At 41.8% G+C, this 13,670-nt stretch carries 20 protein-coding genes; 19 read left to right on the plus strand and 1 reads right to left on the minus strand.

Annotated elements, in window-relative coordinates; genetic code table 11:
• Position 1 precedes the first annotated feature (1 nt).
• The 19 genes from rpsJ to PSPO_RS01265 all read left to right on the plus strand — a co-directional run bounded on the left by rpsJ (position 2) and on the right by PSPO_RS01265 (position 11,703).
• Positions 2 to 313: a 30S ribosomal protein S10 gene (gene rpsJ, locus PSPO_RS01175; protein WP_010561274.1), complete on the plus strand. Its 312-nt coding sequence runs from the start codon at positions 2 to 4 to the stop codon at positions 311 to 313.
• A 27-nt stretch (positions 314 to 340) separates the two neighbouring features.
• Complete coding sequence (rplC, locus tag PSPO_RS01180; protein WP_010561273.1) at positions 341 to 976, plus strand: 50S ribosomal protein L3; 636 nt, start codon at positions 341 to 343, stop codon at positions 974 to 976.
• Positions 977 to 993: 17 nt separating this feature from the next.
• Positions 994 to 1,599, plus strand: a complete 606-nt coding sequence (gene rplD / locus PSPO_RS01185; RefSeq protein ID WP_010561272.1) for a 50S ribosomal protein L4 — start codon at positions 994 to 996, stop codon at positions 1,597 to 1,599.
• The gene (rplW, locus tag PSPO_RS01190; RefSeq protein WP_010561271.1) at positions 1,596 to 1,898 is read left to right on the plus strand and encodes a 50S ribosomal protein L23; all 303 of its coding nucleotides are present in this window, start codon (positions 1,596 to 1,598) and stop codon (positions 1,896 to 1,898) included. Before rplD ends, rplW begins: the two co-directional genes overlap by 4 nt.
• 17 nt (positions 1,899 to 1,915) lie before the next feature.
• On the plus strand, positions 1,916 to 2,740 hold the full coding sequence (gene rplB / locus PSPO_RS01195; protein ID WP_010561270.1) for a 50S ribosomal protein L2: 825 nt from the start codon (positions 1,916 to 1,918) through the stop codon (positions 2,738 to 2,740).
• Positions 2,741 to 2,756: 16 nt separating this feature from the next.
• Positions 2,757 to 3,035, plus strand: coding sequence for a 30S ribosomal protein S19 (rpsS, locus tag PSPO_RS01200; protein ID WP_010561269.1), 279 nt, complete (start codon positions 2,757 to 2,759; stop codon positions 3,033 to 3,035).
• A 12-nt stretch (positions 3,036 to 3,047) separates the two neighbouring features.
• A complete protein-coding gene (rplV, locus tag PSPO_RS01205) occupies positions 3,048 to 3,380 on the plus strand; it encodes a 50S ribosomal protein L22 (RefSeq protein ID WP_010561268.1) in 333 nt (110 codons plus the stop codon).
• Between the two features lie 11 nt (positions 3,381 to 3,391).
• Positions 3,392 to 4,090: a 30S ribosomal protein S3 gene (gene rpsC, locus PSPO_RS01210; protein ID WP_010561267.1), complete on the plus strand. Its 699-nt coding sequence runs from the start codon at positions 3,392 to 3,394 to the stop codon at positions 4,088 to 4,090.
• A 13-nt stretch (positions 4,091 to 4,103) separates the two neighbouring features.
• Positions 4,104 to 4,517: a 50S ribosomal protein L16 gene (gene rplP, locus PSPO_RS01215; protein WP_010561266.1), complete on the plus strand. Its 414-nt coding sequence runs from the start codon at positions 4,104 to 4,106 to the stop codon at positions 4,515 to 4,517.
• A complete protein-coding gene (gene rpmC / locus PSPO_RS01220; protein ID WP_010561265.1) occupies positions 4,517 to 4,708 on the plus strand; it encodes a 50S ribosomal protein L29 in 192 nt (63 codons plus the stop codon). Before rplP ends, rpmC begins: the two co-directional genes overlap by 1 nt.
• Positions 4,708 to 4,950, plus strand: coding sequence for a 30S ribosomal protein S17 (rpsQ, locus tag PSPO_RS01225; RefSeq protein ID WP_010561264.1), 243 nt, complete (start codon positions 4,708 to 4,710; stop codon positions 4,948 to 4,950). The genes rpmC and rpsQ overlap by 1 nt, the downstream gene beginning before the upstream one ends.
• A 348-nt stretch (positions 4,951 to 5,298) precedes the next feature.
• On the plus strand, positions 5,299 to 6,006 hold the full coding sequence (locus PSPO_RS01230) for a hypothetical protein (RefSeq protein WP_021032988.1): 708 nt from the start codon (positions 5,299 to 5,301) through the stop codon (positions 6,004 to 6,006).
• A 9-nt stretch (positions 6,007 to 6,015) separates the two neighbouring features.
• Complete coding sequence (locus PSPO_RS01235) at positions 6,016 to 6,270, plus strand: hypothetical protein (RefSeq protein ID WP_010561262.1); 255 nt, start codon at positions 6,016 to 6,018, stop codon at positions 6,268 to 6,270.
• Between the two features lie 306 nt (positions 6,271 to 6,576).
• On the plus strand, positions 6,577 to 7,110 hold the full coding sequence (locus PSPO_RS01240; protein ID WP_010561261.1) for an RNA polymerase sigma factor: 534 nt from the start codon (positions 6,577 to 6,579) through the stop codon (positions 7,108 to 7,110).
• The gene (locus tag PSPO_RS01245) at positions 7,100 to 7,480 is read left to right on the plus strand and encodes a DUF6768 family protein (protein WP_010561260.1); all 381 of its coding nucleotides are present in this window, start codon (positions 7,100 to 7,102) and stop codon (positions 7,478 to 7,480) included. Before PSPO_RS01240 ends, PSPO_RS01245 begins: the two co-directional genes overlap by 11 nt.
• Positions 7,481 to 7,711: 231 nt before the next feature.
• Positions 7,712 to 8,746 (plus strand): sensor histidine kinase, encoded by a 1,035-nt coding sequence (locus PSPO_RS01250; RefSeq protein ID WP_010561259.1) that lies wholly within the window; start codon positions 7,712 to 7,714, stop codon positions 8,744 to 8,746.
• Positions 8,743 to 9,438, plus strand: a complete 696-nt coding sequence (locus tag PSPO_RS01255; protein ID WP_010561258.1) for a response regulator — start codon at positions 8,743 to 8,745, stop codon at positions 9,436 to 9,438. Before PSPO_RS01250 ends, PSPO_RS01255 begins: the two co-directional genes overlap by 4 nt.
• A 245-nt stretch (positions 9,439 to 9,683) precedes the next feature.
• Positions 9,684 to 10,337 (plus strand): potassium channel family protein, encoded by a 654-nt coding sequence (locus PSPO_RS01260; protein WP_010561257.1) that lies wholly within the window; start codon positions 9,684 to 9,686, stop codon positions 10,335 to 10,337.
• A 1-nt stretch (position 10,338) separates the two neighbouring features.
• Positions 10,339 to 11,703, plus strand: coding sequence for a TrkH family potassium uptake protein (locus PSPO_RS01265; RefSeq protein ID WP_010561256.1), 1,365 nt, complete (start codon positions 10,339 to 10,341; stop codon positions 11,701 to 11,703).
• A gap of 50 nt (positions 11,704 to 11,753) precedes the next feature.
• Here PSPO_RS01265 and pckA read toward each other — a convergent pair whose 3' ends face one another.
• Positions 11,754 to 13,364 carry a phosphoenolpyruvate carboxykinase (ATP) gene (gene pckA, locus PSPO_RS01270; RefSeq protein ID WP_010561255.1) on the minus strand — a complete coding sequence of 537 codons (1,611 nt, stop codon included), beginning with the start codon at positions 13,362 to 13,364 and terminating at the stop codon, positions 11,754 to 11,756.
• Positions 13,365 to 13,670 lie beyond the last annotated feature (306 nt).

Consider the following 13,670-nt stretch of genomic DNA (forward strand, 5'->3'; position numbering starts at 1 on the left):
AATGTCTAATCAACGCATTCGTATTCGCCTAAAAGCTTTTGACCATCGTTTGATTGACCAATCAACTTTGGAAATCGTGGAAACTGCTAAGCGCACTGGTGCACAGGTTCGTGGTCCAATCCCACTTCCTACACGCAAAGAGCGTTTCACTGTACTTGTTTCTCCGCACGTTAACAAAGACGCGCGTGATCAGTACGAAATCCGCACCCACAAACGTCTGATCGACATCGTAGAGCCAACTGACAAGACTGTAGACGCACTAATGCGTTTAGACCTTGCTGCTGGTGTTGATGTTCAAATCAGCCTGGGTTAATCGGAAGATTAGAGAGGTTTTAGGAAAATGGCATTAGGTCTAATCGGTCGTAAAGTGGGCATGACTCGTATCTTCACTGAAGATGGCGTTTCAATCCCAGTAACCGTTATCGAAGCGACGCCAAACCGTGTAACTCAGGTTAAATCTGAAGCTACTGACGGTTATAACGCGCTTCAAGTGACTGCAGGCGAGAAGAAAGCTAGCCGTGTAAACAAACCAGAAGCGGGTCACTTCGCTAAAGCTGGTGTTGAGGCTGGTCGTGGTCTGTGGGAATTCCGTCTATCTGGCGACGAAGGTGACTTCGAAGTTGGTAACGAAATTACTGTTGAAGTATTCAACGACGTTAAGAAAGTTGACGTAACTGGTACTTCTAAAGGTAAAGGCTTCCAAGGTGGTGTTAAGCGCTGGAACTTCAGCATGCAAGACGCTACTCACGGTAACTCATTATCTCACCGTGCTCCGGGTTCAATTGGTCAAAACCAATCACCTGGTAAAGTATTTAAAGGTAAGAAAATGGCCGGTCACATGGGTGCTGAGCGTGTAACGACTCAAAACCTAGAAGTTGTTCGTGTTGACGCAGAACGTGGTCTATTACTTGTTAAAGGTGCAGTACCTGGCGCAGTAAATGGCGACGTAATCGTTAAACCAGCTGTTAAAGCTTAAGTCCTGGAGATTTAGTGATGGAATTAACGTTAAAAGACGCATCAGGCGCTCTTGAGGTTTCCGAAGCTACTTTTGGTCGTGAGTTTAACGAAGCATTAGTACACCAAGTAGTTGTTGCTTACGCAGCAGGTGCTCGTCAAGGTACTAAAGCTCAGAAGACACGTTCTGAAGTAAGTGGTGGCGGTAAGAAACCATTTCGTCAAAAAGGTACTGGCCGTGCACGTGCTGGTACAATCCGCAGCCCAATCTGGCGCAGCGGTGGTGTGAGCTTTGCAGCTAAGCCGCAAGATCACAGCCAAAAAGTTAACCGTAAGATGTATCGCGGTGCGATTCAAAGCATCCTATCTGAACTAGTTCGTCAAGAGCGTTTAGTAGTTGTTGAAAACTTTGGTCTAGAAGCACCAAAGACTAAAGAACTAGTAAGCAAGCTTAAAGAGCTAGAGCTTAAAGATGTTCTAATCGTAACTGAAGAAGTTGATGAGAACCTATTCTTATCTGCACGTAACCTATATAAAGTAGACGTACGTGACGTTGCGGGCATTGACCCAGTAAGCTTAATTGCTTTCGATAAGGTTCTTATTACAGCTGCAGCTGTTAAGCAACTTGAGGAGGCATTAGCATGATCTCTGAAGAACGTTTATTAAAAGTTCTACGTGCTCCGCACATCTCTGAGAAAAGTACTATCAATGCTGAAGCTAACAACACTATCGTGTTCAAAGTAGCTAAAGATGCAACTAAAGCTGAAATTAAAGCAGCTGTAGAAAAACTTTTCGAAGTTGAAGTAACGGGTGTTCGTTCGCTTGTTGTTAAGGGTAAGAAAAAGCGCACTGGTATGCGTTTCGGTCAGCGTTCTGATTGGAAAAAAGCTTACGTTACTCTTAAAGAAGGCAGCGAATTAGACTTTGTCGGCGGCGCCGAGTAATTTAAGGAGTTAGAATTATGGCACTTCAAAAGTGTAAACCAACTTCTGCGGGTCGTCGTCACGTCGTTAAAGTGGTAAACCCTGATCTACACAAGGGTAAGCCATACGCTCCGCTACTAGAGAAAAACTCTAAATCAGGTGGTCGTAACAACAACGGTCGTATCACGGTTCGTCACATTGGTGGTGGTCATAAGCATCATTACCGTGTAATCGATTTCAAACGCACTAAAGACGGTATTCCGGCTAAAGTTGAGCGTTTAGAATACGATCCAAACCGTAGCGCAAACATCGCTCTTGTATTATATGCAGACGGTGAGCGTCGTTACATCATCGCACCTAAAGGCCTTAAAGCTGGTGATTCAATCCAATCTGGTGTTGATGCACCAATCAAGGTTGGTAACACATTGCCAATGCGTAACATGCCTGTAGGTTCTACTGTTCACAACGTTGAGCTTAAGCCTGGTAAAGGTGCTCAAATCGCTCGTTCAGCGGGTGCATACGTTCAGATCCTTGCTCGTGAAGGTCAGTACGTAACACTTCGTCTACGTTCAGGCGAGATGCGTAAAGTTGAAGCGGATTGTCGCGCAACTTTAGGTGAAGTAGGTAACGCAGAACACATGCTTCGTTCACTAGGTAAAGCTGGTGCTAACCGTTGGCGTGGTGTTCGTCCTACAGTTCGTGGTGTTGCCATGAACCCAGTAGACCACCCACACGGTGGTGGTGAAGGTCGTACTTCTGGTGGTCGTCATCCTGTGTCTCCATGGGGTAAGCCTACCAAAGGTGCTAAGACACGTAAGAACAAGCGTACTGATAAATTTATCGTACGTCGTCGTACTAAGTAATAGTTGAGGAATTGCCATGCCACGTTCTCTCAAGAAGGGTCCTTTTATTGACCTACACTTGCTGAAGAAGGTAGAGAAGGCGTTGGAAAGCGGTGACAAGAAGCCTATAAAGACTTGGAGCCGTCGTTCAATGATCATCCCTAATATGATCGGATTGACCATCGCTGTCCATAATGGTCGTCAGCACGTCCCTGTATTTGTTTCGGACGAAATGATCGGTCACAAACTAGGTGAATTTGCACCTACACGTACTTATCGCGGCCACGCTGCTGATAAGAAAGCTAAAAAGCGTTAATAGGGGAATATGATGGAAGCATTAGCTAAACACAAATTCGCCTCTGGTTCAGCGCAAAAAGCACGTTTAGTTGCAGATCAAGTCCGTGGACTACCTGTTGATCGCGCGCTAGAAATACTGGCGTACAGCCCGAAATCAGCGGCTGTTTTAGTTAAGAAAGTACTAGAGTCTGCTATTGCGAATGCAGAGCATAACGAAGGTGCTGACATTGATGAGCTTAAAGTGGCGAAAGTTTTTGTAGACGAAGGTCCTACAATGAAACGTATTCGTCCACGTGCTAAAGGTCGTGCGGATCGCATCCTTAAGCGTACTAGCCACATCACTGTTGTGGTTTCAGATAACTAGGAGATTAACTAATGGGACAAAAAGTACACCCTACTGGTATTCGCCTAGGTATCTCAAAACCTTGGGTATCTACTTGGTACGCGAATACAAAAGACTACTCTGAGACGCTATTTGGCGATCACAAAGTTCGTACTTTCCTTACAAAGGAATTAAAAGCGGCTTCTGTGTCTAAAATCGTTATCGAACGTCCAGCGAAATCAATCCGTGTAACAATCCACACAGCTCGTCCTGGTGTTGTTATCGGTAAAAAAGGCGAAGACGTTGAGAAGCTACGTCAAGCAGTGACTAAACTTGCAGGTGTTCCGGCTCAGATCAATATTTCTGAAGTTCGTAAGCCAGAGTTAGACGCACAGCTTGTAGCTGACAGCATCTCTTCACAGCTTGAGCGCCGTGTAATGTTCCGTCGTGCTATGAAGCGCGCGGTACAAAACGCAATGCGTCTAGGCGCTAAAGGTATTAAGGTTGAAGTTAGCGGTCGTTTAGGCGGCGCTGAAATCGCACGTTCTGAGTGGTACCGTGAAGGTCGTGTACCTCTACACACTCTACGTGCTGATATCGATTACGCAACTTCAGAAGCTTTAACTACTTACGGCATCATCGGTGTTAAAGTTTGGATCTTCAAAGGCGAAGTTATCGGTGGTCTTCCACTGAAACAAGAAGCTGAGAAGCCAGCTAAGCGTGCACCGAAAAAAGCTCGTAAAGCTAAGTAAGGGGTAGCGATCAATGTTACAGCCAAAACGTACAAAATTCCGTAAAATGCACAAAGGCCGCAACCGCGGTTTAGCGCAAAACGGTAACAAAGTTAGCTTCGGCTCATTCGGCCTTAAAGCGACTGGCCGTGGCCGTATGACTGCTCGTCAAATCGAAGCAGCTCGTCGTGCTATGACTCGTCACATCAAGCGTCAAGGTAAAATCTGGATCCGTGTGTTCCCAGATAAGCCAATTACAAACAAACCGCTTGAAGTTCGTATGGGTAAAGGTAAAGGTAGCGTAGAATACTGGGTTGCTGAAATTCAGCCTGGTAAAGTACTTTACGAAATGGAAGGTGTTTCTGAAGAGCTTGCTCGTGAAGCATTTGACCTTGCAGCTCGTAAACTACCATTCAAGACAACATTCGTAACTCGGACGGTAATGTAATGAAAGCTAGCGAATTAAAAGACAAGAGCGTAGAAGAGCTAAACACTGAACTTCTAGAGCTTCTTCGTGAGCAGTTTAACCTGCGCATGCAAGCGAGCACTGGTCAGCTAGCTCAGTCTCATTTACTACGTAAAGTACGTCGCGATATCGCGCGTGTTAAAACGGTTATCAACCAGAAGGCAGGTGCATAATGAGCGATAAAATCCGTACTCTACAAGGTCGCGTAGTTAGTGACAAGATGGACAAGTCTATCGTTGTTGCTATTGAACGTCAGGTGAAGCACCCAATCTACGGTAAATTCATCAAGCGTACTACTAAGCTACACGCACACGATGAGAACAACACTGCTAAAGTAGGCAACACAGTTACTATTCGTGAATGTGCTCCTATTTCTAAGAACAAATCTTGGACTTTAGTAGACGTTATTGCTTAATTTTTATTAATTAAGTAAACGCTAAAAACCCCGGCCTAGGTCGGGGTTTTTTACGTTTGGAATAAAGCAAATTAAGCTGTAAGTGAAGCCGCCAATCTACGGTAAATTTATTTAGTGCACTACTAAGCTACACGCATGATAAGAAGACATCTCCTAAAGGTGGCACCACAGTTACTAATCGTCAATGTTTAGTATTAACTGGCTCTTTGGGTAAGTTTGTGACAATAACAACTGGTAGCTGCTAACTTACGATTTCTTACATTGTTTAGATTTTATTCACTGAACTTTAACCCCTTGCAAGACTCCTAACATATTCATAATAATTATAAATTTTTAAAAGGTGTTGCTGTGCGTTCTAAGCAAATGGCATTGCTGACCTCTATTACCGTACACTTTGTTCTAGGCTACTTACTGGTAACTCAAACATTCAAACAGCCAAGTTCAACACAGGCAGCGTCTCTTAAAACGTATATCATACCTGTCGCGCAGCAGCGCAAAATACTAGCTGAAATGGTGAAACCTAAAGACGAGCAAAAGCCTGAAGCTAAACAACAAAACGTCCCTGAAAAAATTATAAAAAAAGTAGTTGTTGGGCAGGAAAATAAAACCCTAACAGTTGCTGAATTACCAGTCCCAAAAAGCACTGAAAAACCGTTGGAAATCGCACCTAAAACTCAGAAAAAGTCGAATGAAACCAAGACTAAAGTGATAAAGTTTAATCGTTATAAGAGCCTTGAGAGTGTAATAGAAAAAGAACAGCAAGCTTATTTTAAATCGCAACAATTCAATAACCAGATAAGCCAACCTAAAGTCAAAATTAAGCCGTCGCAAAAATATCAAGACCTAGTAAATAGGCAAGCTGAAGTTGTTACTGGAAGTGTAACCTCATCCCGTAAGACAATAAAATATAAAGGTAAGTGTTATCTTGTTGATAGTAGTTCAGAAATGGGCAGTATGGATATGCCTTCATCATCTGGCTTTCCATGTCCAGGTGAAAAATCAGATAATGAAATATTGCTGAAAAATTCGTTGGATAAGTATTTAAAGAAAAACTAAGGGATACGCGTGAAAAATTGTGTATGTATTTTCTTACTGCTAATAAGTGCTGGTTGTTCAACTGGTTTGAAGCAGCGTGACATAAGAGAATGTAGAGAAAATGCGTTTCAAAACCAAGCTCTGCCTATGGCTGTGATAGAAGTGCAATACAATGATTGTCTAAGCGAGAAAAGAGAAATGCAGGCGGCAGAGCGGCAAATGGCGCTAATTGAACATGGATTTGAGGTAACGCTAGACGTCTTTGGTGTAAAAGAGCCTGATTAGCTTTAGCGACAATCTTATTTAACTTTCAAGATTGATGTTAATACCTAGTATAACCTAGTACCAATTCAATTAATCACTCATCATTTTGCTGACTAAATATATCATTCATTGCGCTACATTTATCTATGTAGGATAAATGTCAATGGCGAGCTAAATGTTTATTTAGCGTTATATCTGATCACATGCACCAATAAAATTGGTGTATCGTCATTTATGTACCTCAAGGGAAAATTTAATTCTATCTGCGTGAACCTTTGCTCGAACGCTCACGTCTTGATAATCAAACAATCTACTTTGGAAGTGTAAATGCATCAAGCGCAGGAAGAGTTACTGGTTTTAGCGGCTCAATCAGGGAACACTAAAGCGTTCACCTATCTGTGTCGTCACTACCAAAAAGCCGTAACTCGCTTTGCGTATAAACTATCGAATGACCCGCAAATAGTGCATGATGCGGTGCAAAATGCATGGTTAAAAATCGCTAATAATCTTCACAAATTAAATGACCCTAGAGCATTTAAAAGTTGGTTGTTCAAAGCAGTCCGCTGGAGCGTATATGACTTAATGCGCGCAGCAAAGCGAGATAAAGAGACTATCGCAAACGATATAGATGTGCTTGATATTGTCGCGTCAACTAAACCTGAAAGCTTAGAACTCGGGTCCTTGATAGAGCAGCTTCCAGATATAGATAAGCAGGTTATACATTTGTTCTATTTGGAAGAAATGCAATTGATACAAATAGCCGAGGTATTAGAAGTACCGCTAGGTACGGTTAAATCGAGGCTATACCGTGCCAGAAAAGCGTTACAAAAGAGTGTAGAGGATAAGCAAGATGAATATTGATGAAAGAATTGTTAAACAACTCGATGCAGATTCAGCTGAAATCGACCGCATTTTGGCGGAACAAAATAATGGGCTAGGTGCATTGCTAAATGCGGGTTTAAAAGGCGCGATGCGACCTTGGTTTATATTAGTAAATGTTTTAGTACTAATAAATTTTCTCGGGCTCGCTTACCTTGTCTATCAATTTTTTACGCAAACAGCAGATACGCAAATATTTTGGGGGGTACTCGCGATTTTCAGTTTTCAATTTCATATTGCAGCTAAAAGTTGGCTTTATAACGAAATGAATCGAAGTAGTTTAATGCGTGAAATAAAGCGCCTTGAAGTGGCGGTTAATGACTTAAAAGTTGCAACAAGTAAGTCGGAGTGATTGATGGAGAAGCTAAAGACAGTTATTTTTATATTGCTGCAAACGCTGCTATTTATTCTTCAGTTTTTACAGTCATAGCAGATATTAATATAAAACAAAAAGCCAGCTAAACGCTGGTTTTTTAAAATTAAAACTTTTCTATATGCGCTCAATATTTTACGCTTTTTTTACGCGCTAGCTCGGTTACTCTTTGATACAGTTAGCTTATTCTTAAGTTGATAACGAAAACTTATGGTTAACAGCTATTTTAGTGACTGCAAGTACCTTGTACTTGTGGTCTGTTGTATCGCAATTTTAATTTCTTTTTTGTTAGGTCAGTGGCTGCACTCAACCACTGTTGTTTTACTGATTTTGCAGCTTTCAATCGTTTTTGTGGCGTTAAATTACTCATCTAGGATGGTGTATAGCGCGGCCATTTTTGAGGCGATTGCGTTTAATTTTTTACACACCGCACCACGTTATTCGCTACAGATGTTTCATATTGCCGATGTGATTAATTTAGCGGTATTTATTGCGGTCGCTTTTTGTACTTCGGAACTTGCAAAGCGTTATCGCACGCAACAGTCAAATCTCAAGCAAGTGCAGCTGCGCAATCAGATATTACTCTCGGTTTCACATGATTTACGTACGCCACTGGCTGGTATTATTGGTAATTTAAGTACTTTAAAGCGCTATTATAGCCAATTAACTCAGCAGCAAGTTACTGAATTGCTTGATAGCGCCACAGTCGAAAGCCACCGTTTACATCATTACATTGAAAACTTATTGCATGCGACAAAGTTGCAACATGGCGAAATACAAATGGTAAAACATGTTGAATCGGTGGTGGATGTACTGACAAATGCTATGGAGCGTTTAGGTGATAGGCGGAGCAAGGTGCATGTTACCGTAAAAATAGGGCAAACCAGCACGTTAATGAGTACAGCATTGCTAGAGCAAGCGATCTTTAACGTACTTGATAATGCAGTCATCTACTCATTCGATAGACAGCCGGTTGAGGTTAGTGTTTATCGTACGCATCACCATTTAGCGATTGATGTATTTAATCAATGCGACGGGTTTAAACCAGAAATGGCAAACCAAGTCTTCAATTTGTTTTATTCAGAAAAGAAATTAAAAAATGCTGATTCAGGTATCGGTTTAGGGCTGTGTGTTGCAAAAGGAATTGTTGAAGCGCATCAAGGTAGTATGCATTGCCAAGCCGTAAATGGAGGGTGTTTGATATCGCTCACTTTACCTTGTTATGAACAGGGAGAAAATGAATGAAGCGCAAAGTATTAGTAGTAGATGATACGGAGCAGATCCATACCTTTATTCGCATATCTTTGGTAACAGAAGGGTTTGACTATATCGGTGCCTATACAATTTCATCTGCGATGACGCAATTTTTGGCAGAGCAGCCCGACATCGTGGTATTAGATCTAGGGTTACCCGATGGTGATGGTTTGACGCTACTACAGCATATAAGACAAACCAGTAAAGTACCGATATTGATTTTAACGGCGCGCGACCAAGAAGAAGAAAAAGTACGCTTGCTTGAAGCCGGGGCGAATGACTACTTAAGCAAACCATTCGGTGTTAAAGAGTTAATGGTGCGGCTTAAAGTATTGCTGAGGGATTTGGTTGGCTTATCTCAGTCATCGGATAGCTTACAGTATGAACAGTCACGTTTGTCGACTAGCACGCGAGAATGTTGGTTGGGAGAGCGTAAAATCAGTCTCACGAAAAAGGAATTTTCATTTATGGTAATGATGCTTGAACGCAAAGGCGAACTTGTTCATCAAACCGAGTTGTTAACACGTCTGTGGGGCGAAACCCACGCTCACGACACTCACTATTTACGTATTTTGGTACGTCAATTACGTAAAAAATTTAATGATAACGCGAATCAGCCGAGCGTAATTAAAACCGAGACGGGTGTTGGTTATCGCTTAGTCAACGCTCAGGGTAAAACCTGAAGCATCCAATATAGCAACGCATTAACCCAGTGCTAAACATGTTTTAGCAACAAACCCAAGAACTTAATAAATAGCTGTCATCCACCGTATGACGGACGGGTTTCTGCTGGCAAAAATTAAGTGAATTGGTATTACATATTTAATCTGAAAGGTGGGGCTATTTGCCCACTTTTGATGGGGTGATTATGCGTATATCGCGCAATAGTCAGCCAAATTTTATGCTCTAACTATAAAATAGGATTTTTATGGCGCACTACACAGTGATAGGACTTGGCCGCTTTGGTATTGCCGCAAGTCTTGAATTAATCTCACTTGGCCACACCGTTACCGGTGTTGATCGAGATATAAAATTAGTTGAAAAATATGCAGGCCAGTTAACTCAGGCAATTATGTGTGATTCAAAAGATGAGGCAGCGCTTAATGAGTTGAACTTATTAAGCAGTGATACCGTACTTGTGGCGATTGGTGAAGATATGCAGTCCAGCCTGTTATGCACTTTAGCGCTGAAAAATTTGGGCGTTGAGCAAATATGGGTTAAAGCCAGCACCAAAGCCCACCATACCATAGTGTCAAAATTAGGGGTGCAAAGAATTATCCACCCCGAAGAGGAGATGGGGGTAAGGGTCGCACAAATGCTAAATTACCCAATGGTTAATAATTATCTTCCCCTTGGTGATGGAATATATGTGGTAGAGATCCATATTAAAGCAACATTCAACGGCATTACCTTAGAAAGCTTATTAAGCAACGTAAAAAATAGTGCGCATGCGATTTTAATAAAGCGCGCGAAGGATGTGATATCACATATCTCATTAGATTTTGTTGTAAAAGAGAACGATACTTTACTGCTTTTCGGTACGCGTGCTGAATTAAAGAGCTTGGCATCAAGGTTGGCATAATATGATCGCTTCGTATGCTACTTCAGATCATCTTGCTCACGCAGTGAAAAAACGCAAAAAGCTTTTTGGTGCACCGCCTTTTATTCTGAGTGCCGCATTTCTTGCGCTAATTCTATTAGGTACTGTGTTGCTTAAATTACCAATTTCTGTGCACGAGCCGATTAGTTGGATAGAAAGCCTATTTACCGCAACCTCAGCGGTTACGGTCACAGGATTAGTGGTGGTTGATACAGGTTCTCGCTTTACCTTATTTGGGCAAGTTGTAATTGCATTGCTGATTCAATGTGGTGGGCTCGGGTTAATGACTTTTGCCATCGTTACCTTACTGGCGCTAGGTGGAAAAATAGGCTTTTTTGAGCGCACGGTTGCAAAAGAAGCGTTTAACCAAACCGACTCATCAACGCTTATTACTACGGCCAAATCTGTGCTGATCTTTGCGTTAACCGTTGAATTTATCGGCATGTTGATTTTAACCTTATATTGGCGTGCAGAGCTCGGTTGGGCCGACAGCTTATTTCATAGTTTTTTTTATACTATTAGCGCATTCAACAATGCTGGTTTTGCCTTGAGCAGTAATAGCTTAGAGTCGTATGTTGACGATCCCGTTATTAACTTCACTATCACCGGGCTGTTTATTATCGGCGGTTTAGGGTTTTCGGTATGGATGGATATAAAACGCAATCGTCGTTGGAAACGCCTTACCGTATATAGCCGCTTAATGATTATTGGTACCGTGCTAATCAACGCGGTGGCGATTATTGCTATTTACTGCATCGAATATAACAATCCTAATACACTCGTGCCATTAAGTGAGTCTGGTAAATGGCTTGCCGCTTGGTTTCAAGCGGTAACAACTAGAACGGCAGGTTTCAATACCTTACCAATTAATCAGCTTGAAGACGCAAGCACCATGTTGATGTTGGTCCTAATGTTTATTGGGGGAGGGTCATTAAGTACCGCTAGCGGCATCAAGGTGGTGACATTTATGGTGCTTATTTTAGCGACTTATTCATATCTAAGACGTGATAATCAAATCTATGTTTTTAACCGAGAGATCTCGCGTGAAACAATTAGGAAGGCGCTGGCGTTAGCTATGGTGTCGATTATGATTACGTGGCTCGCAATATTTGTACTTTCACTTACCGAAAAGGCCGATATGTTAGATATTGTATTTGAAACTGTTTCAGCGTTAGGCACGGTTGGTTTGTCGCGGGGTTTAACCGGTGAACTTTCCACCTTTGGTGAGTTAATTATTATTTTTATGATGTATATGGGAAGGCTAGGGCCCTTAACATTAGCTTACTTTTTAGCAACGCCAAGGCAAAAGAAACTGCGTTATGCCGAAACTAAATTAGCCATTGGCTAAATAAAAAGCCAGCTAAATGCTGGCTTTTTTAATTAAGGAGAATGACTTAATTAAAGTTTCGGGCCTGCCGCTACAAGCGCCTTGCCGTTTTCTGTGTCAGTGAACTTGTCAAAGTTATCAACAAAACGCTTAGCTAGGTCTGTTGCTTTGTCAGTCCATACGCTTGCATCCTCGTAAGTGTTACGAGGATCAAGAATATCACCTTCTACACCTTCAAGTGACTTAGGTACTTCAAGGTTAAACAGTGGCACGATTTCAGTTTCAGCGTTATCGATAGAGCCGTCTAAGATAGCGTCAATGATTGCACGCGTTGCTTTAATTGAAATACGTTTGCCTGTGCCGTTCCAACCTGTGTTTACTAGGTAAGCTTCAGCGCCAGCAGCTTCCATACGCTTTTGTAGTACTTCAGCGTACTGCGTTGGGTGAAGTGATAAGAACGCAGCACCAAAACAGCTTGAGAAAGTAGGTGTAGGTTCAGTAATACCACGCTCAGTACCCGCTAGCTTCGCAGTGAAACCCGATAGGAAGTAGTACTGAGTTTGCTCAGGCGTTAATTTAGCAACTGGTGGTAGTACACCAAACGCGTCAGCAGTTAGGAAGATAACTTTCTTCGCGTGACCTGCTTTAGAAACTGGCTTAACAATGTTGTCAATGTGGTGAATTGGGTAAGAAACACGCGTGTTCTCAGTTGTTGAGTTATCGTCAAAATCAATTTTGCCGTTTTCATCAACTGATACGTTTTCTAATAATGCATCACGACGGATTGCATTGTAGATGTCTGGTTCATTTTCTTTGCTTAGGTTAATTGTTTTTGCGTAACAACCACCTTCAAAGTTAAATACGCCGTTGTCATCCCAACCGTGCTCGTCATCACCAATAAGCTCGCGCTTAGGATCGGTTGAAAGTGTTGTTTTACCAGTACCAGAAAGACCGAAGAAAATAGCAACGTCGCCATCTTTACCTACGTTAGCACTACAGTGCATTGACGCGATGCCTTTAAGTGGTAGGTAGTAGTTCATCATTGAGAACATACCTTTTTTCATTTCACCGCCGTACCAAGTACCACCAATTAATTGGATTTTTTCAGTTAGGTTAAATGCAACGAAGTTTTCAGAGTTAAGGCCCTGTTCTTGCCATTTGTCATTCGTGGTTTTCGCACCATTCATTACGATGAAGTCAGGCTCGTAATCTTTTAGCTCTTCTTCAGAAGGACGAATGAACATGTTTTTAACGAAATGTGCTTGCCATGCTACTTCAGTAACAAAACGTACTTTAAGGCGTGTGTCTTCGTTCGCACCACAGAATGTGTCAACTACGAAAAGACGCTTGCCTGAAAGCTGCTTAGTCACTAAACCTTTTAGGTGTGACCAAGTTTCAGGAGTCATTGGTTTGTTGTCGTTTTTACCTTGATCAGACCACCACACAGTGTCAGCTGAGGTTTCATCACGTACGATGTACTTATCTTTAGGTGAACGGCCGGTAAAGATACCAGTTTTCACGTTAACTGCGCCTAATTCAGTTTCGACACCTTTGTCATAACCTTCAAGGCCCGCTTTAGTTTCTTCCGCAAAAAGTAACTCGTAAGATGGATTGTGAACAATTTCTGAAACATCGTGAATGCCATATTGCGACAAATCAATCGAGTTTTCTAAAGCTGACATAGTTTAAACACTCCTAGGGGTTTTGAACGGGTAGTAAAATAAAATCGAATAAAATTCGAGCGTCAATTCTATCTTAATACTAGAGTAAAACCAAAGCTGAAACCCCCGATTTTTCTAGGAATTATGTATTTTTTTTCATGATACCGGTGTCATTTCAAAATACCCAATATGCATTAAAGTAATGACATCGCTGTCATTTTGTTTTTGTGTTTTTTATAGACTTTTAATGCAGGGAATTTGCGGCAAGTTAATTGCAATTCTGATGTTATTAGGATTGGTTAAACGCTTAACTAATTTAGATAACAA

The organism is Pseudoalteromonas spongiae UST010723-006 (genome assembly GCF_000238255.3).
GTDB classification, from domain to species: domain Bacteria; phylum Pseudomonadota; class Gammaproteobacteria; order Enterobacterales; family Alteromonadaceae; genus Pseudoalteromonas; species Pseudoalteromonas spongiae.